Annotated in this window: 23 protein-coding genes; all 23 read right to left on the reverse strand. The window is 41.3% G+C overall.

The genetic code is table 11. The features are described 5' to 3' along the window. Nucleotides 1–18 precede the first annotated feature (18 nt). Nucleotides 19–1,278: a tetratricopeptide repeat protein gene (locus tag LG307_RS12770; RefSeq protein ID WP_404442460.1), complete on the reverse strand. Its 1,260-nt coding sequence runs from the start codon at nucleotides 1,276–1,278 to the stop codon at nucleotides 19–21. A 33-nt stretch (nucleotides 1,279–1,311) separates the two neighbouring features. Further along, entirely contained in the window at nucleotides 1,312–2,220 is a 909-nt protein-coding gene (locus tag LG307_RS12775) for a hypothetical protein (RefSeq protein ID WP_404442463.1), read from the reverse strand. Nucleotides 2,221–2,560: 340 nt separating this feature from the next. Next, the gene (gene aroA / locus LG307_RS12780; protein WP_404442466.1) at nucleotides 2,561–3,853 is read right to left on the reverse strand and encodes a 3-phosphoshikimate 1-carboxyvinyltransferase; all 1,293 of its coding nucleotides are present in this window, start codon (nucleotides 3,851–3,853) and stop codon (nucleotides 2,561–2,563) included. A 15-nt stretch (nucleotides 3,854–3,868) separates the two neighbouring features. After that, complete coding sequence (locus tag LG307_RS12785) at nucleotides 3,869–4,981, reverse strand: prephenate dehydrogenase (RefSeq protein WP_404442469.1); 1,113 nt, start codon at nucleotides 4,979–4,981, stop codon at nucleotides 3,869–3,871. Between the two features lie 57 nt (nucleotides 4,982–5,038). Next, nucleotides 5,039–6,133 carry a histidinol-phosphate transaminase gene (gene hisC, locus LG307_RS12790; protein WP_404442471.1) on the reverse strand — a complete coding sequence of 365 codons (1,095 nt, stop codon included), beginning with the start codon at nucleotides 6,131–6,133 and terminating at the stop codon, nucleotides 5,039–5,041. Between the two features lie 9 nt (nucleotides 6,134–6,142). Next, entirely contained in the window at nucleotides 6,143–6,949 is an 807-nt protein-coding gene (gene trpA, locus LG307_RS12795; protein ID WP_404442474.1) for a tryptophan synthase subunit alpha, read from the reverse strand. Beyond that, complete coding sequence (gene trpB, locus LG307_RS12800; RefSeq protein WP_404442476.1) at nucleotides 6,946–8,145, reverse strand: tryptophan synthase subunit beta; 1,200 nt, start codon at nucleotides 8,143–8,145, stop codon at nucleotides 6,946–6,948. Before trpB ends, trpA begins: the two co-directional genes overlap by 4 nt. After that, entirely contained in the window at nucleotides 8,120–8,785 is a 666-nt protein-coding gene (locus LG307_RS12805; protein WP_404442479.1) for a phosphoribosylanthranilate isomerase, read from the reverse strand. The genes trpB and LG307_RS12805 overlap by 26 nt, the downstream gene beginning before the upstream one ends. After that, nucleotides 8,778–9,542, reverse strand: a complete 765-nt coding sequence (gene trpC / locus LG307_RS12810) for an indole-3-glycerol phosphate synthase TrpC (RefSeq protein ID WP_404442482.1) — start codon at nucleotides 9,540–9,542, stop codon at nucleotides 8,778–8,780. The genes LG307_RS12805 and trpC overlap by 8 nt, the downstream gene beginning before the upstream one ends. After that, nucleotides 9,532–10,557, reverse strand: coding sequence for an anthranilate phosphoribosyltransferase (gene trpD, locus LG307_RS12815; RefSeq protein WP_404442485.1), 1,026 nt, complete (start codon nucleotides 10,555–10,557; stop codon nucleotides 9,532–9,534). The genes trpC and trpD overlap by 11 nt, the downstream gene beginning before the upstream one ends. Then, nucleotides 10,550–12,064 (reverse strand): anthranilate synthase component I, encoded by a 1,515-nt coding sequence (gene trpE, locus LG307_RS12820; protein WP_404442488.1) that lies wholly within the window; start codon nucleotides 12,062–12,064, stop codon nucleotides 10,550–10,552. The genes trpD and trpE overlap by 8 nt, the downstream gene beginning before the upstream one ends. 285 nt (nucleotides 12,065–12,349) lie before the next feature. Then, nucleotides 12,350–12,730 (reverse strand): chorismate mutase, encoded by a 381-nt coding sequence (gene aroH / locus LG307_RS12825; RefSeq protein WP_404442490.1) that lies wholly within the window; start codon nucleotides 12,728–12,730, stop codon nucleotides 12,350–12,352. A 35-nt stretch (nucleotides 12,731–12,765) separates the two neighbouring features. Then, complete coding sequence (gene aroB / locus LG307_RS12830) at nucleotides 12,766–13,860, reverse strand: 3-dehydroquinate synthase (RefSeq protein WP_404442493.1); 1,095 nt, start codon at nucleotides 13,858–13,860, stop codon at nucleotides 12,766–12,768. Further along, a complete protein-coding gene (gene aroC / locus LG307_RS12835) occupies nucleotides 13,844–15,016 on the reverse strand; it encodes a chorismate synthase (protein WP_404450447.1) in 1,173 nt (390 codons plus the stop codon). Before aroC ends, aroB begins: the two co-directional genes overlap by 17 nt. Before the next feature lie 635 nt (nucleotides 15,017–15,651). Then, a complete protein-coding gene (locus LG307_RS12840; RefSeq protein WP_404442496.1) occupies nucleotides 15,652–16,434 on the reverse strand; it encodes a CheR family methyltransferase in 783 nt (260 codons plus the stop codon). Nucleotides 16,435–16,569: 135 nt separating this feature from the next. Next, on the reverse strand, nucleotides 16,570–17,016 hold the full coding sequence (ndk, locus tag LG307_RS12845) for a nucleoside-diphosphate kinase (protein WP_404442499.1): 447 nt from the start codon (nucleotides 17,014–17,016) through the stop codon (nucleotides 16,570–16,572). A gap of 136 nt (nucleotides 17,017–17,152) precedes the next feature. Beyond that, entirely contained in the window at nucleotides 17,153–18,115 is a 963-nt protein-coding gene (gene hepT, locus LG307_RS12850) for a heptaprenyl diphosphate synthase component II (RefSeq protein ID WP_404442502.1), read from the reverse strand. 18 nt (nucleotides 18,116–18,133) lie between these two features. Next, the gene (locus LG307_RS12855) at nucleotides 18,134–18,847 is read right to left on the reverse strand and encodes a demethylmenaquinone methyltransferase (RefSeq protein WP_404442505.1); all 714 of its coding nucleotides are present in this window, start codon (nucleotides 18,845–18,847) and stop codon (nucleotides 18,134–18,136) included. Between the two features lie 3 nt (nucleotides 18,848–18,850). Further along, complete coding sequence (locus tag LG307_RS12860) at nucleotides 18,851–19,669, reverse strand: heptaprenyl diphosphate synthase component 1 (protein ID WP_404442507.1); 819 nt, start codon at nucleotides 19,667–19,669, stop codon at nucleotides 18,851–18,853. 247 nt (nucleotides 19,670–19,916) lie between these two features. Further along, nucleotides 19,917–20,138 (reverse strand): trp RNA-binding attenuation protein MtrB, encoded by a 222-nt coding sequence (gene mtrB / locus LG307_RS12865; protein WP_404442510.1) that lies wholly within the window; start codon nucleotides 20,136–20,138, stop codon nucleotides 19,917–19,919. 31 nt (nucleotides 20,139–20,169) lie between these two features. Next, on the reverse strand, nucleotides 20,170–20,736 hold the full coding sequence (gene folE / locus LG307_RS12870; RefSeq protein WP_404442513.1) for a GTP cyclohydrolase I FolE: 567 nt from the start codon (nucleotides 20,734–20,736) through the stop codon (nucleotides 20,170–20,172). Nucleotides 20,737–20,871: 135 nt separating this feature from the next. Next, a complete protein-coding gene (gene hbs / locus LG307_RS12875) occupies nucleotides 20,872–21,144 on the reverse strand; it encodes a non-specific DNA-binding protein Hbs (protein ID WP_010193643.1) in 273 nt (90 codons plus the stop codon). Between the two features lie 358 nt (nucleotides 21,145–21,502). Then, the gene (gene spoIVA, locus LG307_RS12880; protein ID WP_404442516.1) at nucleotides 21,503–22,981 is read right to left on the reverse strand and encodes a stage IV sporulation protein A; all 1,479 of its coding nucleotides are present in this window, start codon (nucleotides 22,979–22,981) and stop codon (nucleotides 21,503–21,505) included. Between the last annotated feature and the right edge of the window lie 212 nt (nucleotides 22,982–23,193).

A 23,193-nucleotide genomic window follows, 5' to 3' on the forward strand; every position in this document is an offset into this window, starting at 1 on the left:
CTCTGCGTAGAATATTCCCTACTCTTGTAAATTTAGATACAGATCTTGCAACTCTATGTTGGTTGGATCTAGTTGTATTAGTTTTTCAAAAAGCGGCTTTGCTTCTTCCCGTTTCCCTTCCTCTAATAGGAAGTGTGCATAATCATAAAGGAAGCTGCTGTCATCTTTAAAAGAAGTATATGCTTGACGGTAATGATTTAATGCATCAGAATATTTTTCAGTTTTTTGGTAGGCAACAGCAAGGTCCCAATCATATTGCGGATCGGATTCTCCAAAATTAATGAGTTCATTCAGACAGTCTATCACATCTTCATAACGTTCTTCCTGCAAGAAGATTTTCGTTAAAGTCAAGGCTGCTTCCACATACCCAGGATCAATGGCAATGGCTTCCCTCAGTAACTTTTCTGCCTCTTCCACATTCTGCTGCTTCATTGCCACTTTCGCCCCGTAAACCTGCAATTCTTTGTTATATTCATTTACCGCTAATCCTTCTTTGGCAACACGCAAGCTGTCTTCTAATAATCCTTCGTGTTCATATGCTTTTGCAAGGTATAAGTAAAGAGAGGAATATTCATAATCCATTTCTTTTACTTGATTAAGTTTTTCGATACTGGTCTTGAAAAATCCTGCCTGAAAAGCGGTAAATCCGTATTGAAATAATACGTCAATTTTCAACTCTTTCTGCAAGGCCTGATCGAAATAAGGCATCGCATCCTCAAATTGCCCTGTTGCACTGTAGCACTCTGCGAGTCTTTCTTCTAAGGAGAAATCTAGTTCATCTGCATTAGAAAGAACTGATTCATAATATGGAATGGCTTTTTTGTAGTCCCCTTGTGACAGATACACTTCCCCCAGTGCCAGACTAATGATCGGTTCCTTTGGAGCAAGTTTTTTTGCGGCAAGTAATTTTTGCTCGCTGACCTCAAATAGTCCTTGTGCTTGATAAAGGTCTGCAAGAAGAAGCAAAGACTGAATATAGACTTCATCATCTTGCCCTATATTTTCAAGCAAGCCCATTGCTTCGTCCTCTTCATCAAGATCGATGTGTACTTCCGCCAAGGAGATGATTAGATCCGATTCATTCGGAAACTGGTAAAGGAGATTCTGAAATAGTTCCTTGGCATCTTGGAGCATGCCGAGTTGCTGATAAATCTGGGCAGTCTGGAAAAGATCTTCTTCACCTAACTTTGTTTCATTTTCTTTCAGCAAGGAAAGTCCTTTTTCTATTTCTCCATTATCTATTAGTTCTAGAGCTTGATCAATTACTGTGTAAGACAAAATACTACTTCCCTTCATTTTTAAAATCCGCAATCACATCTCAGAGAGTGAAAAATGCCCCGGAATGGTTACTGTACATTCTTTTCCAAATCCTGGACGAAATAAAATTCCCTCTCCCGCTTTTATAACCGTTCCTTTTTGAACTGTAACTTCTGGAATATGACTATCATAATCCAGATTTTCAATAGTTTCAATAATATGGCCTTCAGGTGACGAATAGAGATTATAGTCTAATTCTCCACCAACCCTCAAATCTCCTTTTGATGGATAGATACCAATTTTCATTAATAGGTCCAAATCAAGAGGTTTTCCCTGTTCTGGGCACTCGGTGGAATGGGTCAATTTTTCTTCTTTCATGATAAATTTCCACTCTTTTTTCTTTCTTGTTTTTTTGGAGGGAGAAATATTTTGCCAACACGGCAGAAATGTGACCGGAAATTGATACAAGGCATCTTTTATCCACCCCCATGGGACGGAAGAGAGTTCTGTAGTATCATCCATCTGCAAAAATATAGCAGAAATTTTATATCGCCTGCATTGTCTTACGAAAGAGGGTGTGAGTTTATCGAAAGGAATTCTTACAGCAAAATAATAATCAACCGGACTATTCAATAAGAAAGTTCTCGCTCTCTTCAATGCTTGCAATAATTCTTTCTCACGTGGAACGGAAAAGAGAGAGAGAATGGTTGTACAGCCTTTTTTTAAATAGTTCTCGGTGATGAACTGTTTGAACTGCGGAAACGGCATTTGTTCTAGGTTATCGACAAGCATAACATGCCCGGGTGTCAGCACATAAGGGGATATATCCATCCGCATAGACCTTGAATTGCTAAAATGGCCGTCTTTCATGTAATGGATTTTGTTGTCCTTCACTAGCAGATTGGTATGGAGGAGTGTTGATTTGTTTTTGACCACATTAGCAGCTTCTATAATATATTCCATAGCATCCCCCTCTTATATTCGTCTTAAGACAAGCTATGCGACTGGAAGGGGATATATTCTATGTACTTGGTGAATGATTGCATGAAAAAATTTGGGATTGCAAGATGATCGACATACACCCTGCCGGTATTCTTTTCGGTTTCGGGCGATATTTAGAATTTACGGGCGATTTTCAGCTAAATCGTGCGATAATTTGAATTTACGGGCGATTCTAAGGGCTAATCGGGCGAAAATAAGATTTTACGGGCGAACCGCTGTAATCATTCGCCCAAAACTCTTCATATACCCCAACAGTTGGCAACAAAAAGAGACCCCTTTCTATGGACCCCTCAGCTGAAACTTACCCTCTTCTCAAACTATCCATATGCTCAAAGAAGCTTGGGTAGGAAACATTGATGGCTTGATCATTATGAAGAACTGTCTCTCCATCCGCAATTAGACTTGCGATGGCTCCCATCATACCTATTCGGTGATCTCCGTAGCTATCCAGGGTGCCGCCATACAACCTTGTCTTGCCCTTAATTATCATACCGTCCTTTGTTGCCACAATGTCAGCTCCAAGCTTCTTCAGCTCGTTTACAACCGTATCGATACGATTTGTTTCTTTTACCTTCAACTCTTCCGCATCCTTAATTACCGTTGTTCCTTCAGCCTGCGTCGCCATCAAGGCGATGATGGGCACTTCATCTATCAAACGCGGAATGATGTCTCCGCCAATTTCAATACCTTTAAGGTCTGATGTTTCAATGGTAATATCCGCATAAGGCTCCGGTCCATCTTCTACCACATTAGTGTAAGAAAGACTTGCCCCCATATTTTTCAGAACTTCCAAAATCCCAGTACGAGTAGGATTCAACCCCACCCTCTCCAGTGTAATCCTGCTTCCAGGGACAACCGCACCTGCCACAAGGTAAAAGGCAGCAGAAGAGATATCTCCTGGCACAACAATATGTAAGTCGGAAACCAGCTCTTGATTGCCTGCCACGCTCACCTTTCCGCCTTCCTCTTCCATTACCTCCACACCGAAAGCACGCAACATTCTCTCCGTATGATCACGTGATTTAAATGGTTCTTTGACGCTTGTAACACCTTCTGCCTGCAACCCTGCCAAAAGAATGGCGGATTTCACTTGGGCGCTTGCAACAGGTGACACGTAATCAAGTCCGGTTAAGCCTCCACCTTGAATAGAAATTGGCGTGAAATTGCCATCCTGGTTTCCTTGTATCCTTGCGCCCATGTCACGCAATGGAGCAGTAACCCTCTTCATTGGTCTTTTAGCGATAGACTCGTCTCCAATAAGGACAGAGTGAAAAGGCAGGCCGGAGAGAATGCCCATCATCAACCTTGCCGTTGTTCCCGAGTTTCCAACATCCAATATTTCTGATGACTCTCGAAGTCCCTTCATTCCGTTTCCATATACTGTAACATCGGATCCGTCCTGTTCGATTTTCACGCCAAGTTTGGTGAAACAACTGATAGTACTTAGACAGTCATCACCTGGAAGAAAATTTTCCACTGTTGTTTTGCCTTCAGCCATGGAGCCGAACATGACGGAACGGTGAGATACCGATTTATCTCCCGGGATCTTTATCGTGCCTTTTAACCCACTTGCAGTGTTTGTAAGTTTTTTCATTACACTCTCTCCTAACTAAACAATATAAGTTTCGTACATGGTGTATTTTCGCAAACATGTTTCTGCAGATTGTCGATCATCTTCAGATTGGAAGCTGAGTCTCAACACCCCATAGATTTCTTCTCTTGTTTCCATGATACGAATATTAGTAATGCTTATTTTTTCTTTAGCAAGAATACCGGTTATCTCAGAAATAATACCAGGGTAGTCAGGAACATCCACATATAAATCGTAAAAAGACGGAATCGCTCCTTTGGACTTTACCGGAAGGCCATCACGGAACTCTTTTGCCTTGCTGAAATATTCAAGCAAGAAAGCTTCGTTATTCTGTGACAAATGGTCCCTCACGACTTCCATTTGTTCCATCCATTTATCTAACAGTGATAGAATGGTTTCTTTATTATGTATCAAGATGTCTTTCCACATGGTCGGGTTGCTCGAGGCAATCCTTGTTATGTCCCTAAAACCACCAGCTGCAAGTCTTGAAACAAACGGATTGATAGATTGCATCTCCTCTGCCTGGTGAACGAGGCCAGCCGCCACAACATGAGGGAAATGACTGATGACTCCCGCAACCAAATCGTGCTCTGCAGCAGACATGATAATAAAATTCGCCTTCGTTCCAGCAAGCCACATTTTCGTTAAGGCTATCTCTTTTGGATTGGCATCCTCCTTAAATGGAGTCAGCACATAAAAAGCATTTTCGAAAAGATGGCTTTTGGCAGCAATCACTCCGCTTTTATGGGACCCCGCCATCGGATGTCCCCCTATGAATGTAACATTATCTTGGGGGAAAAGGGTAGACGCTAAAGTTGTAATGCTATTTTTCGTACTTCCTACATCGGTAATCACAACCTGTGGTTTTGTAAATGTTATGGCACTTAAACGTTTTAGCACTTCGTTTGCCTGCATGACAGGTACAGAGATGACGATAAAATCTGCATCTTTCGCTTCCGTATCATAATCTTCACAGAACTCATCAATGACTTTCAACGATTTTGCCAATTTTGCCTGCTGTGTGTTAATATCGTATCCGATTATATCTGCATTAGGATGTTCTTTTTTTATGGCAAGGGCTATCGATCCACCAATTAGCCCAAGGCCAATCACCAACACTTTCCCTTTCATGTCACTTCACCGCCTGATGTCTATATATATGTAAATAGAGAGGATATCTCCTCTCTATTAGATGGCTTGCTTCATTTTATATTCTTTCAAATAAGAGATGATTTCTGCATTTTGTTCTTGTGTTCCGACTGTGATACGTAAGCATGTCGGGAAACCTAAAGCTTTTCCGGACCTCACAATATATCCTTTTTTCATTAAATATTGGAACAATACATCAGAGTCTGTTTGGAAATCAATCAAAATGAAATTCCCCTCAGAAGGATAATAGGCTAGTTTCATTTCTTCGCAAAAAGAATAATACTGCTCTAACCCTTCTTTATTCTTGAATACACATTCTTTGATAAAAGATTGGTCTCCTACTGCAGCCTTGGCAGCAACTTGCGCTAGGGAGTTTGTATTAAAAGGTTCCCTGGCAGGTTCGATCAGGCGGATAAGCTTTTCATTTGCGATCCCATAACCGATCCGGAAACTTGCAAGTCCGTATGCTTTCGAGAAAGTACGGGTAATCAAAAGGTTTGGATAGTCCTTAAGCAGCTTCACTGTTTCGGGGTAATCCGCTGCTGTCACATATTCCTTGTATGCTTCATCTACCACTACTAATGTGCGACTTGGTACTTTTTTAATAAAGGATAGAAGAAGTTCTTCATTGATATAAGTCCCTGTTGGGTTATTCGGACTGCATAACCAAACGATTGCTGTGTTTTCATCGATAGAGTTCAGCATTTCATCCAGCTGGTGATAGCCATCTTTCAAAGGAACTTCTCTCACTTCAGCGCCTTCAATGATGGCATTGTGTTTGTATTGCGGGAACGAAGGCGTTGGCATGACAGTATTCTTACCTGGTTTTAATAGTGCTCTGGAAAGAATCTGGATAACTTCATCAGAACCATTTCCGAAAATAAGCTCTTTTTCTCCTACGCCCGTTTGAGCTGCAAGCACTTCTCGCAAATCTCTTGCGTATCCATCAGGATAAGTGGCAGACTTGCTGAGTTCATCCATCAATGCCTGATTGACAAAAGGCGAGCAACCATAAGGGTTTTCATTGGAGGCGAGTTTGACGATTTTCTCCAAGCCCAATTCCCTTTTCACTTCTTCCATTGTTTTACCTGGTTGATACGGGGTTAAGTTAAGCAATTGTTCTTTTACATCCATCTTCAACATTCACCTTTCTGCTAAAAGTGGAGAAATAAGCTCCTCTATTTGTTGCTTTAATTCCTGCAATGTTTTTTCTTCATCAACTTTAAATTGTTTTTCATGTTCTTCAATCATTGTAATGAGCGCACTTCCTACCACAAAGCCGTCGCAATACGGCTTTAATGTTTGTATGTGTTCACTCTCTGAAATTCCGAATCCAACAGCAGTGGGAACGTTACTTTTCTTTTTAACTTCTTCTAGAAAGGCATAGAGCTCACTGGAAAATTCCTTGCGAACTCCTGTCACTCCAAGTGACGAAATACAGTAAAGGAATCCTTGAGCATGTTCTGTGATCCTGTTCATCCGTTCTTTGGAAGTTGGTGCTACTAAAGATATATACGTTATAGCATGTTCGGTGCATTTCTCTCGTATGCGTCCGCTCTCTTCAAAAGGAAGGTCAGGAATAAGAAGCCCATCGACCTGATTTTGCTTCGCTAAAGCGAAAAAGGATTCTTCCCCTAATTGTAACACAGGATTATAATACGTAAAGAGGATGATCGGAATTTTCAGTCCTCTTCTTCTCATCTCTCCAGCTAGCTTCATGGTGCTCGTAATCGTCGTTTTATGTGCCAAAGCCCGCTTGGAAGCACGCTGGATGACAGGTCCATCTGCTAACGGATCCGAGTACGGGACCCCAAGCTCAAGTACAGAGGCCCCTGCTTTTTCTAATAGAAGGGCAAGCTTTATCGTCAATTCTGGTGTAGGGTCTCCAGACATGATAAATGGAATAAACAGCTTGTCATGTTTTGGCAATCTTTCTAGATACGATGTCATTCTACTGTCCCCTCCATTCTATTCATTAATGTATGAACGTCTTTGTCCCCACGACCTGACAAACAAACGAGTATTGTTTTGTCCCCTGGCATGTTTGCAGCCTCTTTATAAGCTGTCGCTAGCGCATGTGCCGACTCAATTGCCGGGATGATCCCTTCTTCTTTTGCCAGAATGTGAAGAGCCTCTAAAGCTTCCTCATCTGTGACACTTTGGTATTCTACTCGGCTGCTGTCCTTGAGATATGCATGCTCAGGTCCAATACCTGGGTAATCAAGGCCTGCAGAAATGGAATAAGGCTCAATGATTTGGCCGTGTTCATCTTGGATCAGGTAAGTCAAGGATCCATGAATGACTCCCTTTGTTCCTTTTGTTAACGTTGCAGCGTGCAGGGGGGTATCGATACCCTTTCCGGCAGCTTCCACTCCAATGAGTTCCACATCGTCGTCCACAAACGGGGCAAACATCCCAATTGCATTGGAACCTCCGCCCACACAGGCTATAATCTTATCAGGCAAACCGCCTTCTCTTGTCTGGAACTGTTTTTTGGATTCTTCTCCGATCACTCGTTGAAACTCCCTCACCATATATGGATATGGATGTGGACCAACAACGGATCCAATCATATAGAAATGATCTTCACAATGTTGGACCCAATAGCGAATCGCTTCATTTGTCGCATCCTTTAACGTTTTATTGCCGCTTGTTGCAGGTATGACTTCCGCTCCTAAAAGCTTCATTCGAAAAACGTTCAACGCCTGCCGCTCAATATCTTCCTCGCCCATGAACACTTTACACTCTAGACCGAACTTGGCAGCAACTGTTGCGGCTGCTACCCCATGCTGGCCAGCTCCAGTTTCCGCGATAATCTTCTTTTTACCCAATCGTTTTGCAAGCAATGCTTGGCCGATTGCATTATTTATCTTATGGGCACCTGTATGATTCAGATCTTCCCTTTTGAGATAGATTTTCGCTCCGCTAATTCGACTTGTAAGTTTCTCAGCATACGTTAAAGCGGTAGGTCTGCCCGAATACTCTTTCAAATAATAGTGATAGTCTTCTAGAAAGGTTGGATCTTTAAGGGCGTCCAGTAGGCCTTGTTCAAGTTCTTCCAACGGCAGCATCAATGTTTCGGGTACATATTTCCCCCCGAACTCTCCAAATCTACCGAAACTATCTGGTGTTTTTACGTTTGTCATGTTCCCTCACCATTCTTTCTATCAGATTCATTTTTTCTCTGCTTTTGACAAAATTCTCTTCTATTCCACTCGACAGATCGATTCCTTGTGGGGCATAAGGTAATAATTCTAGTAGTGTATCTTCATTTATTCCGCCTGCAATCAAGTATGGAATATCATATAGGGTAGACAGTTTGTCATAGAGCGGTATATGGGTCCAGTTGAAGCTTGTTCCCGTTCCACCGTATTGAGAGCCGTTCTTTTTATCAACGACAAAACCGTCTACTAAGCCAAGGAAGGATTCTAATTTCTCTATGCTCGTTTCATCTTTATGGTGAATCACTTTCCAAATCTCGACACCACAAACTGCCTTCAACTCTTTTATAAAATTTAGGTCCTCATCTCCATGGCACTGAATGACATCAAGCGGGACCGTGCGGATGACATGTAGAATATCCTCTTTGCTTTGATTGACAAAAATCCCTACGAGCCGCTTATTCTCTGGCGGCAAGTCCGCTACCCATTTTGCCACCCATTCTGGTTTCACTTGACGCTTACTCTCTGCAAAAACGAACCCTATATAATCTGCGTCACTCTGTACGGATGACTCATAATCTTCCAAACTTTTGTTGCCACAGAACTTTATTTTCGTTTTAGACATGCTCAAGCTCTCCAAATACTCTCCTAACTCCTGTACCTGGGGTCTGATCTTTCATGAACGCTTCCCCTACTAGAACTGCCTTTGCTCCAAAGCCTTTTACTTGGCGAAGGTTTTCTGCTGTAAGGATGCCACTTTCACTAACGAGCAAGGAAGAACTTGGGATATGAGCTGCCAGTTCCTTCGTAGTTTGAATGTCTGTTTCAAAGGTTGCAAGATTTCTATTATTGACTCCGATTATTTTTGGCGTGATTGTTTGGAGGAGTTGAGTGAGCCTATCCAAGCTGTGCACCTCCACCAGTACATCCAAACCTAAGTCTATTGCTTGTTTATACAACAAGGCTAGCTTTCTGTCAGAAAGGATTTCAGCAATCAATAAAATTGCATCTGCTCCAATACGCGCACTTTCTTCGACCTGAATTGGATCAATAATAAAATCTTTTCTTAAAACAGGTAGGCTTGTTGTTTCCTTTACCATCATCAAATCATGTTTTGATCCTTTAAAATAAGTCTGGTCCGTGAGCACCGAAATCGCGTCCACGCCGACTTTTTCATACTCCGCTCCAATGTCTATCGGTGCGAAGCTTTCTTTTAAAATTCCTTTGGACGGAGAGGCTTTCTTCATTTCAGCAATCACACCTAGTTCTCGCTTTGGATTAGCCAGCGCATCGTAAAAGGAAAAACGCTCTACTTCTTTCTGTGAAGGGAGTGTTAAGTTCTTCACTTCCATCTTCTTCGTTTCCACAATTTTAGTTAACATGCTCGTTTACCCCTGCCTTCTTTAGTTGCTGTAGTAGTTCGTTCGGTTTATTTGCTTCAATCAGTTGTGAGGCAAGTTCTACACCCTTGTGGATGGTTTCGGTAATTCCTGATACATAGAGAGCTGCACCAGCATTTAAACAAACAATGTTTCGTGCACTTTCGTTACCTTTATTTTGAAAGATATGTTTGATAAGATGGGAACTCTGTAAACTGTTAGATACTTGAATGTCCTCAAGTCTGCCCCGTTCAAATCCAAAGTCCTCTGGCGCTATGGTATAAGAGGATATGTTACCGTTTTTCACTTCCACTACATGCGTGTTGGCATTGATAGTAATTTCATCCAATCCGTCCTCTCCCGCTACTATCAATACATGTTGTGAACCGAGTTCATTCAACACTTCGGCCATTTTAAAGGCATAATCCGATGAAAACACCCCGATTACCTGCTTTTTGCACCGAACAGGATTGGCAAGCGGACCAAGCAGATTGAAAATAGTCCGGAATCCAATTTCCTTTCTCGGAGCGACGGCATGCTTCATTGCCTCATGATAGATAGGAGCAAAAAGAAAGCTCATTCCATTGACTTGGAGATTTTCAGTAGCTTCTTCTAGAGTTTGTTGGACAGGAAGCTGTAATTGCTCCAATACATCTGCACTTCCACTGGAGGAGGATACTGCACGATTTCCATGTTTGGCTACTTTTGCGCCGCCACTAGCTGCTACGATCGCAGAGGCGGTAGAAATATTGAAAGTAGATGCTCCATCCCCCCCTGTACCGCATGTATCTATTAGATGGGGATGCTCATAGGTTATCGGTTTCATATGACCTCGCATCGCTTTGGTGAATCCCAACATTTCTTCTGAAGTCTCCCCACGAAATCTTAGAATAGAAATAAAACTTGCAATCTGACTGGATGTCACTTCCCCTTTCATCATCAAATCCATCGCACTTTCTGCTTCATCCGTCGTAAGGTTTGCGCCATCTATAAGTTTGGTTAAATAGGCTTTAAACATAGCTGCATGACCCTCCTGTCTTTTTTGCAAAATACTTATTTGCTAGCTGGATTGTTTCAATTAATGCCGAAGCTTTATTAATCGTTTCCTTGTACTCTAGTTCCGGGACGGAATCTGCTACCACTCCCGCACCTGCCTGGACATAAAAGCTATTCCCACGCTTTTGGATGGTCCTGATGGTAATACACGAATCAATATTCCCGTCAAAACCGATATAACAAATGGCGCCTGCGTATGTGTTTCTCACCGTCGGCTCAAGCTCTTGCAGGATCTGCATTGCTCTTACCTTTGGTGCACCTGAAACCGTACCAGCCGGGAAAGCCGCAAGCAATGCTTCTACAGGTGTATAATTTGGTGCCAGCTCTGCTTTTACGATGGAAATCAGATGCATGACTCTCGAAAAATATACAAGCTCTTTCATCACAGGCGTATGAACAGATCCATAGGATGCGACCCTTCCTAAATCGTTTCTTGCAAGATCTACAAGCATATAATGTTCCGCCTGTTCTTTTTCATCTTGCATTAGATCTTGGGCTAATTTCTGGTCCGCCTCTTCTGTTTTCCCTCTTTTTCTCGTACCGGCAATCGGGTGGATCTCTAATTTTCTATCTTGAATTTGTATTAACCTCTCCGGTGAACTTCCTATCAATTCCATCTCGTCATATTTCAGATAAAACAAATATGGTGATGGATTTTGCCTTCTTAGTACTCGATATACATCAAAGCCTTCAATATCCGCTTCTAATTCAAAACGCTGGGATAGAACGCATTGGAAAATATCCCCTGTCTGGATATATTTTTTTATCTTTTCTACCTGTTCAATAAATCTTTCTTTTGTGTAATTGGACTGAACCGGCAGTTCTTCTTTTTCTGTGTTCACTTCCACAAGCCCGTCGTTTTCTCCCCGCCTTCTAATTAAAGAGACTTTGGCAAGGATCGATTGTTTAGCCTGAGTAAATCTCTTCTTTAGCTCTTTTTCATCCTCTTCTCCATCTAAGCGGATGTAATGAATAAAATGCAATTCATTCTCCTTATGGTCACATACCACGATATCCTCACAATAGAATAGATTTGCAGTGTGTTCACCGGCATAAGAAGGATGCATCGGCACTTTTTCGATCGTAGGGATAAAATCATAACTTAAATAGCCAACTGCTCCACCAGTAAATCCTATCTTTTTTTCCAGCTGCTTTACTTGCAACAATCTATTGGCATGTTGAATGACTTCATTCAATTCTTTAGATTGATAGAGGACATTGTTGCTCTTTTCATCTCGTAAAGAAATGGTGGTACCCTCTGCTGTAATTTTCATAAAAGGATTCAATCCAATAAAGGAATATCTTGCCCAAGCAGAATTTGGCTCTTTGCTCTCTAAAAGATAAACCGCTTCTTTTCTTAACGCTTGGAAGATGGAAACTGGTGTTAATGTGTCTTCAAAAAAACTTTCGATAATGGGAATGGTTTTAAATTGTTTGCTTGCATGTAGGAACTCTGCAAACTGTTGCATTAGATCTCCTCCATTTTCAAGAAATGGAGAATGAGTTTTGTAACGAGGTGTTACAGAATGAGGAAAAAAACAAAAACCCAAAGACAGAGGATAGTCTTTGGGTAGATATATAGAATACATTCTAACCTCAGCTCATCTCGACTCATTCTCAGCTATTCTCTTCTCAACTCGGCTCATTTAAAATTCAATTGGTAAAACTGCTTGGCTCTATAGCCCTCAACTTAATTCTCTACACTGATCTCTAAACTGTTTACTTGCTTGTAAGTACTATATGATAGAAGATTGCTAATTGTCAACCGATAATGTTTTTGCAAGATCTGGCCTGAGACTGACCGCTTCATGCAGATAAATGTGGCGGATGTCTTTTTGGGATACTTCTGTGTTCACTGTCATCATGATCCTGACACAGGAAGAAAGTGAGTTGGGTACAGCGATTTCCTTCGTACACATGACTGGAACATAATCCCACCCTTCAAGGTTACGCAGCGCCTTGGCCGGGAAACATGCCGTGATATCTGCCGTCACGGAGATTAACACTTGCGCGACATCTTCTGCAACAATGTTGTTTGCTTCGATCATATTTTGTAATAATTCTTCTGTCTTACTAATGATTTCATTTTCCGCATTCTCCAATATGGTCGTTGCGCCTCTTACTCCACGGATCACCGAATTCCCCCTTTGTTAATAATCTAATAACTTTTTTAATAAAATTCTTGTAAAGTTTCTAAAATAAGCTCATCTGGTACCGACCGCACTTCCACACGTCCTACTGATTGAATCAATACCATATGTATATGACTGTTTTGTGTTTTCTTGTCTTTTTTCATCCAAGATAACAGTTGTTGTGGGGATACAGTAGATTGAACCTTGGTTGGAAAACCGTAACGTTTCCAAGCCTCAGACAAGTTATGGCTAAGCTGCAGCTCTGGATTCAGCTTTTCACTTAACCTTGTTGCAAAAAGCATCCCAAGAGCCACCCCATCACCATGTGTAATTTTTCCATACCCATAAGCCGCCTCAAGGGCATGACCAAGGGTATGGCCAAAATTTAAAATCGCACGCAGACCTGTCTCTTTTTCATCATTTGACACGACTTCCGCTTTGATTTTAATACCGTTTTCCAAGCATACAAGAAGTCGGTCTTCTGTAAGATCGTTTAGATAATGTATATTGCTATTTATCCATTGATGGAACTCTCTGTCCCAGATAAGGGAGTGCTTGACCACTTCCGCAAAGCCTGAGCGAATCTCACTATCTGGCAAACTGTTTAAGAAATCCACGTCATAAATGACTGCTTCTGGTTGATAAAAGGAACCAATCATATTTTTCCCGAGTGGATGATTGATGGCGACCTTTCCGCCAACTGCACTGTCATGTGCGAGCAGTGTAGTTGGGACTTGAATAAACTTAATACCCCTCATAAAAGTAGAGGCAACAAACCCAGCAATATCGCCAACTACACCACCACCAAGCGCAATGATGACGGAATGGCGATCCAAGCCATTTTCAAGCGCATATGTCTGGATAGCATGATAGTTTTCAAATGACTTGGCTTCTTCCCCATTTGGAAGTACAAAAGTAAGGACAGAGAAAGATGGAGCAAGACTTGAAACTATTTCTGATAGGTATAAGTTTGCAACAATGTCATCTGTCACAATTAGCACTTTACTTGGTTTCTTTTGAAAAGAACCAAGTAACTGCGGCAGTTGTTCTATCGCCCCTTTTCCCAAAAATACGGGATAGTCCTTTGAGGAAGTCTGAACGGTAACCTGTTTCCAATTAGAATTTTGCGGCATTATCTCGCATCCTTTGGACATTTTCCTTAATAAGATCCATTCGATCCTGTCCGAATTGTTGTACGATAGCTTGAGCAATTTCCCACGCAACCACTGCTTCGGCAACAACACTTGCTGCTGGTACTGCACAACTGTCAGAACGTTCAATGCTTGCCTGGAACGGTTCCTTTGTATCAATATCGACGCTTTGCAACGGTTTATATAGGGTTGGAATTGGTTTCATGACCCCTCTTACGACAATCGGCATACCAGTTGTCATACCGCCCTCAAAACCACCAAGGTTATTGGAAAGTCGGTAATAGCCTCTTTCTTCGCTCCAGGCAATCTCATCGTGCACTCTACTGCCAGGTAGGCTGGCTGCTTGGAATCCAACGCCAAACTCGACTCCCTTAAACGCATTGATGCTCATAATCGACGCTGCAACCTTTGCATCTAATTTTCGATCATAATGTACGTAACTTCCCACTCCAGCAGGAACTCCTTCTACAATGACCTCGACAATCCCGCCAATAGAATCACCGTTCTCCTTGGCTGTATCAATCGCATCCATCATCGCTTGCTCTTTTGCTTTATCGTAGCAACGAACAGGAGAAGCTTCTGTTTGCGCTTTTAAGTCATCTAGGCTTGTAATAGATTGGGGCTCTGCTTTCACGCCTCCTATTTCCGTTACATGGCCCGCTACCTTGATACCCAGTTCAGCAAGGAACTTTCTTGCAACAGCACCTGCTGCTACCCTGACGGTTGTTTCACGGGCGGAAGAACGTTCCAAAACGTTCCTCATATCACGGTGTCCATACTTAATGGCACCATTTAAATCTGCGTGTCCTGGTCGAGGCTTTGTCACCTTGCGCTTAACCTCTTCTTGGTCTTCTTGGGAAAGGGGCTCTATCCCCATAATTTTCGTCCAATGTTTCCAATCATCATTTGTAACCGCCAAGGTTATGGGAGAACCTAATGTTTGACCATGACGAACTCCACTTAGAATATTTACGGTATCCTTTTCTATTTGCATTCTTCTGCCACGGCCATGCCCCTTCTGTCTTCTTGCAAGATCCTCATTAATATCCTCGACAGTCAGTGGCAGCCCAGCTGGGACACCTTCCAAAATGGTTGTCAATTGCGGTCCATGCGACTCGCCAGCAGTCAAATATCTCATCGTCATCAGCCTCTCCTTTATCTCTTTAAAGCTTTTAAGCGTGTAAGTGAAATTAATTATGTAATACTATAACACAAGTGTATCGGATTGTTCTAGTAAAAAAAAGCAGGTTGTTGGGGAAATGGGGGCAGATTGCATGGTTTATAACTTTTCTATTAGACAATATGCGCTTTTTACGTTGCTGTTCGGGCGTATAGACTGGTTCTATTGGACAATTTGGGCATTTTTCATTGCTGTTCGGGCGTATAGAGCGGTTTTATAAGACAGTTTGGGCATACCTCGTTGCTGTTCAGGCGTATAGAACCGTTCTATTAGACAGTTTAGGCATTTCTCGTTGCTGTTCGGGCGTATAGAGCGGTTCTATTAGACAGTTTGGGCATTTCTCATTGATTTTTGGGAGTATAGAACCGTTCTATTAGACAGTTTAGGCATTTCTCATTGCTGTTCGGGCATAAAGAACCGTTCTATTAGACAGTTTAGGCATTTCTCATTGCTGTTCGGGCACAAAGAACCGTTCTATTAGACAGTTTAAGCATTTCTCATTGCTGTTCGGGCACAAAGAACCGTTCTATTAGACAGTTTAAGCATTTCTCATTGCTGTTCGGGCATATAGATATCCAGCGGCAACCATACGTTTATACTTTCCTGTAAAAAAAGGTGTCGACCACTTCAAATCCGTACTTTGCAGGCTGGAAAATTTGTTCGGTACTTCCAACAAATAGAATACCGCCCTTTTTAAGCGAGTTACTAAACTTGTGGTAAAGTTGCTCCTTCGCTTCTTCTGTAAAATAAATGAGAACGTTTCGACAGACAATCAAATCGTGTCCAGTTTCAAACGGATCAGAGAGTAAATTAAGTCTTTTAAAAATTACGGTATTCTTTATTTCATCTTTGACCTTATAGAAACTATCTTGTTTAGTGAAATACTTATTTTTGACTCCCACGGGAACTTCTTGTAGCGACCTTTCCTGGTATGTTGCTAGCTTTGCCCTTGCAATAACATTTGAGTCAATATCGGTCGCTTTCACTCTGATATTATTTGTTGGCAGGAAATTACTAAGGACCATAGAGAGTGTATATGGCTCCTCTCCAGTCGAACATGCAGCACTCCACACTTTTAGACTTATATTTTCTTTTATCATTTCAGGTAGGATTTTCTTCTCTAAGATTTCCCAACGCTTGTAATTGCGATAAAACTCCGAAACATTTATGGTCATTCGATCGAGAAATTCGAAAAGTTCCTCGCGATTTTTATCGAGCAGTTGGTAATATTCATTAAAATTCTTCAGTCCCTTTTTTTCGTAGAGTGAGGTCAGCCTTCTTTTCATCTGCCCTTCTTTATACAAAGCCAGGTCAATACCTGTTTTCCTCTTTATTTGTTCAATAAACTGATTGTAATCGTCCCTCATGCTATTCATCTACTTTCTCTCTATATCTGTAATTTCAGTATAGCTGATTAGAGATGAAAGATGGGAAGGATTTTTCAAACAAAAACACCCCTCTCAAACTGAGAAGGGTGCCTTAGATAAAGCGTTTTCAATTTATCGTAAGTATTAGTAGATCCAGTTGTTTACGTCTCTTTTGTATTCAACAAGACCTTCGCCTTTAAAGAAAAGACCGATTTCGCGTTCTGCACTCTCGGAAGAATCAGAACCGTGAATGATATTCTTGCCAACGATAACTCCGTACTCGCCACGGATTGTTCCAGGAGCTGCATCTTTAGGGTTTGTAGCACCCATCATGTGGCGCGCGGTAGCGATTACATTTTCGCCTTGCCAAACCATTGCGAATACAGGACCAGAAGTGATGAATTCTACAAGTTCTCCGAAGAAAGGACGCTCTTTATGTTCACCGTAGTGCTCTTCTGCCAATTCAGTTGGAATTTGCATTAATTTTGCACCAACAAGTTGGAAACCTTTTTTTTCAAAACGAGAAACGATTTCACCAACAAGATTACGTTGTACGCCATCAGGCTTTACCATTAAAAATGTTTTTTCCATAATAATTTCTCCACCCCATTACGAATATGTAAGATTAGGTAAACCCTAACCTACCAAAATATATCACGGTTTTTACAGTTTCGCAACAGAAGATGGAGAATTATCGTAATATTTTACAAAGTTCACGTAATTGGGCCTAATATTTACGTTTTCCAATATACTTTGCCACGTTGTTGAAGGTGCGTTTAGCAATTCCGTTAGGAAGGTTGGCAAGCTCCTTGAAGGCTTTTTCCAAATAACGGTCACTTAATGCAAAGGAACGGTCAATAGCATCTGATTTCTTGATTAACTCAATGATTTCCTTTATTTCCTCCGAACCGCTGTGTTCATGAATAGTACGAATCTTTTCGTTCAATGTAGGCGATTCCATCGCATAGAGGACAGGCAACGTAATATTCCCTTGCAGAAGATCGCTTCCGGCAGGCTTTCCCAGTTGTTCTTCGGTGGAAGTAAAGTCTAGAATATCATCTGTAATTTGGAAGGACATTCCGACATAATAACCAAACCAGTAAAGGCTTTGATGAACAGAAGCGGGGACACCAGAAGTGATGGCACCCAGCTGACAACTGACTGCAATAAGGATGGCGGTTTTCCTCTTGATTCTTCGCAAGTATGTCCGCAGGTTTTGATCATAATTATATTTATCCCGGATCTGTTCGATTTCCCCTTTACAGAGTTCGACAAGCGTATTGGACAGGATACGGTGAGCTTCGATATCATCCACTTTGGTCATCATTTCAAGGGATCTGGCAAAAATATAATCGCCTGTGTACATCGCGATACGGTTGTCCCACTTTGCTTTAATAGTGGACTTACCGCGCCTTAATTCGGCATCATCAATGACATCATCATGCACTAGTGATGCCATATGCATGAGTTCAAGGGCAACTGCGACGTTCTTGACCTTATGAATGTCGTACGTTCCCAGTTTTGCAGCCAACAGGACAAATACCGGCCGAATCCTTTTTCCGCCAGCCTGAAGCAAGTGCAATGACGCCTCTTGCAACAGGGCACGTTCTGTTTGGATTGTAGCTTCTAATTCGTTTTCAATTATTTGCAAATCGTTATTTAAAAAGGAATACATCATCTTTAATTTCATGTAGGTCACCTTTACAAACTATTTTCTAGGTTTAACTCCTAAATGCATGGCAGCAACTCCACCTGTATAAGCCTTTACCTCTACTGGTCGGAAACCTACTTTTTCATACATCATTTTTAGTTCTTTCATTCCCGGAAAGTCCTTAGCCGATTCATGTAACCACGCGTACTCATTATAGCTTTTAGCGAAAACCTTTCCAAGCAACGGCATTACGTATTGGAAGTATAGAAAATAGACTTGGCGGAAACCCGGCATGGTCGGTTGTGATGTTTCCAGACAAACAACCTTTCCTCCTGGTTTGACTACCCTGTACATCTCCTTTAACACTTGGAAGTAATCAGGTACATTTCGCAAACCGAAACCTATCGTGACATAATCAAAGGTGTTGTCTTCAAACGGGAGTGCCATCGCATTTCCATGAATCAATTCAATGTTGTTCATTCCAAGGCCTTTGACTTTTTCCTTTCCGATAGAAAGCATGTTTTCACTAAAGTCCAGGCCTACCACTTTCCCATTATGGCCAACTGCCTCTGCCATTGAAATGGTCCAGTCCGCTGTCCCGCAGCAAACGTCCAATGCTTTAGCGCCATCGGCCACATTCATTCTTTTCATCGTGTCTTTACGCCATGCTACATGACGTTGGAAGCTGATGACAGAATTCATTTTGTCATAATTTTTATATATTTTTTCAAAAACGGTATGGACACGCTCTTCTTTGGATGGATGTTGCATGGATTACCCTTCTTCCGCATACTTTTTTGATGAAAATGGAATTTCATAGAAAAGTTCTTGTATTCTTGCTTCCAATAGTTTGTTCATGGTTGGAATGGAGTGCGTCAATTGTTCAATCTTTTGTTTGATATGATCTATATATCGGTCAATCAGGTATAACATATATGTTTCCTGTTCTTTTGATGCGACATCCTTTTCTCCTTTAGAGAAAGCAATTCTTCGCAACGTATCAAAAAGGAAGGTAGATCTTTCCTGACAGAAATGTTTGCGTTCCTGAATTAAGCGCTTTAATAAAAGAAAGTTTCCGCTTAAGTCTTTAAGAAGCGAGTCGGAGAAAAAGGCAGAAACGGACTGTATAAGTGAAGATTCAATTTTCCCAAGACTGTCCATTAATGGTTCAATTCCTTCAAGCTCTTTGTGATAATAGGCAATTTTGTGCTCATTAATTTGTTTTATGGAATGAGCCAGTGTCTTTATCATGGAAATATCATTTACATCTGCCAATAGGCTGTAATAAAGGCCGCTATAATAATCCCCTGCCAAAACGGTCAGTTGTTGACTTTGGGCATTGCCGTCTTTCAATTGATCCGATTTCGCATTTGTCACCATATCATGGGTATCAAGGGCGATCTGAACAAGCATGGTCGATAATATGTATTTTTCTTTTGTTTCATCAGGTAAATCAATGGACTCCAAGACGGAATATAGCAACAATAACTTATCCTCATCAATAGCCGGGTATTCAATATGTTGTATTAAATATGGATGTGTAATCAGATTATGTAGTTTCTCTTTTATAATAGATATATGTATATGACTCACTAAAGACCACCCTTGTTCCCTTTTCTTGACTGCCGCCCGTTATCCCAAAAGATAACACAGACGATAGAGTCGAACTAAAATAGACAAAGTTAATTATAGCACATTAGTGGAGCATATTGTTAAAATGGGCTATCTTTCTTTAGTTTAACCCGCTATTGAATAGATAATAAGAAAAGCAGAGAAATATTTATTCATCTGCTTTCTTACTCCGTACATATAATAACTTTATTTAGTAGGAAAATGTACGTCAGTCTGTTTCCATTTCTCCATGGGAAGATTGAATGAGCGCTTTGCCTCTTATCTTAATCGCGGAGGTATGTTCTGTGAACTGGGCAATCATGACTTCTCCTCTGTCAAGCTTTTCGGAATGATGGAACCTTGTGTCGGTTCCGCGTGTAAGTCCAATGACACTTACGCCATCTTCCTTCGCTTTAATTACAATAAAATCGTTCGAGTTTGATTGACTCATGACAATCCTCCTTTTAGTTTACAGTGATGGCTTATCCCTTTATGAAAGATAAAACTTCGGCTCTTGCTGCAGGATCATTTTCCAGCACGCCGCGGACTGCAGATGTTATGGTCAATGCACCAGGTTTTTTTACTCCGCGCATAGTCATGCACATGTGCTCCGCTTCGACTACTACCATAACACCATGCGGATCAAGGGACTCTACAATGGACTCCGCTATAGTAGATGTAATTCTTTCTTGGAGTTGTGGTCGTTTTGCAACCGCCTCCACTGCACGGGCAAGTTTACTTAGACCAGTAACTTTTCCGCCTTTAGGTATGTATGCCACGTGGGCTTTTCCGAAGAAAGGAACCAAATGATGTTCACACATAGAGAAGAAAGAGATATCTTTGACAAGTACCAATTCTTCATGCGCTTCCCCGAATACTGTCTTAAAGTGTTCTTTAGGATCCTCATTTAAGCCTGCGAAAACTTCCGTGTACATCTTTGCTACACGTTTTGGTGTATCTAGAAGCCCTTCACGGTTAGGATCTTCTCCGATTGCTTCCAAAATCATTCTTACTGCTTCTTCTATTTGCGCCTTATTTACTTCTGTCATATATTTATCCTCCTACATTACCCTTAAATAGCTGTAATGTGATTCTAGCATAAGTTTTTTTAAAAAAGCAAAAATAAAGAGGCGCAAACTATGCGCCTCTTTAAGATGACATTCATTTGACTATGTAGCTGTCAATTATTTCACAGCATCCTTAAGTGCTTTACCAGGTTTGAAAGCTGGTACTTTGCTTGCAGCGATTTCGATCTCTTCCCCAGTTTGTGGGTTACGACCTTTACGCGCAGCACGCTCACGTACTTCAAAGTTACCAAAACCGATTAATTGTACTTTGTCACCGTTTTTAAGTGCGTCAAGAATTGTATCGAAAACAGCATCAACTGCTTTAGTAGCGTCTTTTTTGGAAAGTTCACTCGCTTCAGCAACTGCATTGATTAGATCTGTCTTGTTCATGCCATTCACCTCCTCCCAAAGGAGTTATCGCTATTCTAAACCAAAATAGAATTTTAGTCTAGCAAAAGCCTTTAGTACTAACATTTGTTCACAATTTTGATTGATTCTATACATGCTAGAATCGCTTAATCTTGTAACTAGGCTTATATTAACCCATTAAACACTAGATTTCAACAAATTTCTCACAAAAAAGTGCTTCTAGAGGAATATTTCACCATTTCAGAGAAGATTTTCTGTTTGTAGATTAACACATGAATGCTTTGATATCAAGCGTTCCTCTGTCTTAATACACAAAACAAGCTTCCCATCTGTGTTATTTCCACAGTTGGAAAGCTTTTAAACATTTTCTACAGAAGTCTTATAGAATTATCGCGATCAGGCCGCCAGAGCCTTCGTTGATGATTCTCTCTAGTGTTTCTTTTAGTTTATATCTTGCGTTTTCAGGCATTAAGGATATTTTTGCATGAATTCCTTCTCTTACAATGGAACTCAAGGATCGTCCGAAGATGTCAGAATTCCAGATAGATAGCGGGTCATCCTCAAAGTCTTGCATCAGGTAGCGGACAAGTTCCTCGCTTTGTTTTTCGGTCCCGATAATCGGTGCGAATTCACTTTCCACATCCACCTTGATCATGTGAATGGATGGAGCTACAGCCTTTAATCTGACCCCAAAGCGTGATCCTTGGCGGATAATCTCTGGTTCCTCAAGGCTCATATCTGTAAGAGCAGGAGAGGCAATGCCGTATCCCGTCTGTTTCACCATTTTCAATGCGTCGGAGACTTGATCGTATTCTGCTTTTGCATAAGCAAAGTCTTGCATCAACTGCAGCAAGTGATCTTTTCCTCGAATCTCTACTCCCACTACTTCTTTGAGAATGTGGTCATAGAGGTCGTCTGGAGCATATAGGTCTATTTCCGCGATCCCCTGCCCCATTTCAATTCCGGCAAGACCAGCCCTGTCGATGAATTCATATTCACTGAAATGACCCACCACTCTGTCTACGTCACGAAGCCGCTTGATGTCCTTCACTGTGTCTTTCACTGCTTCTTGGTAGCTTTCACGCAGCCAGTGGTTATCTTTAAGGACCATCACCCAGCTTGGAAGATTAACATTCACTTCAAGTACCGGGAATTCAAACAATGCTTCTCTTAACACATTGTAAACATCAGATTCCCTCATGCTTTCCACACTCATTGCAATTACTGGGATATCATATTTTTCACTGAGCTCACGCTTTAGAGATTCTGTTTCAGGGTGATGCGGTTGAACAGTGTTGATTACCATAATAAATGGTTTCCCAACTTCTTTTAACTCTTCCACCACTCTTTCCTCTGCTTCAATATAATCTCTGCGAGGAATTTCTCCAATGGAGCCATCTGTCGCGATAACAACACCAATCGTAGAATGCTCTTGAATTACTTTTCTTGTACCGATCTCTGCTGCTTCATGGAATGGGATTGGCTCATCATACCAAGGTGTATTAATCATTCTTGGTCCATTTTCATCCTCATACCCTTTAGCACCTGGGACTGTATAGCCCACACAATCCACAAGTCGAATATTCACATCAAGGCCTTCATCCACTTTAACCTTTACTGCCTGGTTAGGAACGAATTTAGGCTCTGTCGTCATGATCGTTTTTCCTGCTGCACTTTGTGGCAACTCATCTTGAGCACGAGCTTTATCGGACTCGTTTCCTATATTCGGCAGAACCACTAACTCCATGAACCTTTTGATGAATGTTGATTTCCCTGTACGAACAGCTCCTACGACCCCTAAATATATATCGCCGCCCGTACGTTCAGCGATATCTTTGAAAATATCTACTTTTTCCAAGTGATTCCCTCCCGACATTTATCTTGGGATTTTCATTTTCTAGTAAGGATATAATCTATGACACTATATGTGTATGATGTTGTCCTAATTAAATATGACTACTTTAATAGAAAATTTATCCCGTTTCCCTCTTTATTTTTATATATGGTTAATATTCAAGAATTAGTGGGGAATTAAGTTCTATGTGTATAAAACAAAAAACCCTTCTTTAG

Origin of the sequence: Sutcliffiella horikoshii (genome assembly GCF_044809035.1) — a bacterium.
GTDB lineage: Bacteria > Bacillota > Bacilli > Bacillales > Bacillaceae_I > Sutcliffiella_A > Sutcliffiella_A horikoshii_G.

Excerpts from the sequence above, each read along its gene's own strand:
- LG307_RS12775 (WP_404442463.1), bottom strand. The coding sequence starts at position 2,220 with ATGGAATATATTATAGAAGCTGCTAATGTGGTCAAAAACAAATCAACA.
- aroA (WP_404442466.1), bottom strand. The coding sequence starts at position 3,853 with ATGAAAAAACTTACAAACACTGCAAGTGGGTTAAAAGGCACGATAAAG.
- LG307_RS12785 (WP_404442469.1), bottom strand. The coding sequence starts at position 4,981 with ATGAAAGGGAAAGTGTTGGTGATTGGCCTTGGGCTAATTGGTGGATCG.
- hisC (WP_404442471.1), bottom strand. The coding sequence starts at position 6,133 with ATGGATGTAAAAGAACAATTGCTTAACTTAACCCCGTATCAACCAGGT.
- trpA (WP_404442474.1), bottom strand. The coding sequence starts at position 6,949 with ATGACATCGTATCTAGAAAGATTGCCAAAACATGACAAGCTGTTTATT.
- trpB (WP_404442476.1), bottom strand. The coding sequence starts at position 8,145 with ATGACAAACGTAAAAACACCAGATAGTTTCGGTAGATTTGGAGAGTTC.
- LG307_RS12805 (WP_404442479.1), bottom strand. The coding sequence starts at position 8,785 with ATGTCTAAAACGAAAATAAAGTTCTGTGGCAACAAAAGTTTGGAAGAT.
- trpC (WP_404442482.1), bottom strand. The coding sequence starts at position 9,542 with ATGTTAACTAAAATTGTGGAAACGAAGAAGATGGAAGTGAAGAACTTA.
- trpD (WP_404442485.1), bottom strand. The coding sequence starts at position 10,557 with ATGTTTAAAGCCTATTTAACCAAACTTATAGATGGCGCAAACCTTACG.
- trpE (WP_404442488.1), bottom strand. The coding sequence starts at position 12,064 with ATGCAACAGTTTGCAGAGTTCCTACATGCAAGCAAACAATTTAAAACC.
- aroB (WP_404442493.1), bottom strand. The coding sequence starts at position 13,860 with ATGCCGCAAAATTCTAATTGGAAACAGGTTACCGTTCAGACTTCCTCA.
- aroC (WP_404450447.1), bottom strand. The coding sequence starts at position 15,016 with ATGAGATATTTGACTGCTGGCGAGTCGCATGGACCGCAATTGACAACC.
- LG307_RS12840 (WP_404442496.1), bottom strand. The coding sequence starts at position 16,434 with ATGAATAGCATGAGGGACGATTACAATCAGTTTATTGAACAAATAAAG.
- ndk (WP_404442499.1), bottom strand. The coding sequence starts at position 17,016 with ATGGAAAAAACATTTTTAATGGTAAAGCCTGATGGCGTACAACGTAAT.
- hepT (WP_404442502.1), bottom strand. The coding sequence starts at position 18,115 with ATGAAATTAAAGATGATGTATTCCTTTTTAAATAACGATTTGCAAATA.
- LG307_RS12855 (WP_404442505.1), bottom strand. The coding sequence starts at position 18,847 with ATGCAACATCCATCCAAAGAAGAGCGTGTCCATACCGTTTTTGAAAAA.
- mtrB (WP_404442510.1), bottom strand. The coding sequence starts at position 20,138 with ATGAGTCAATCAAACTCGAACGATTTTATTGTAATTAAAGCGAAGGAA.
- folE (WP_404442513.1), bottom strand. The coding sequence starts at position 20,736 with ATGACAGAAGTAAATAAGGCGCAAATAGAAGAAGCAGTAAGAATGATT.
- hbs (WP_010193643.1), bottom strand. The coding sequence starts at position 21,144 with ATGAACAAGACAGATCTAATCAATGCAGTTGCTGAAGCGAGTGAACTT.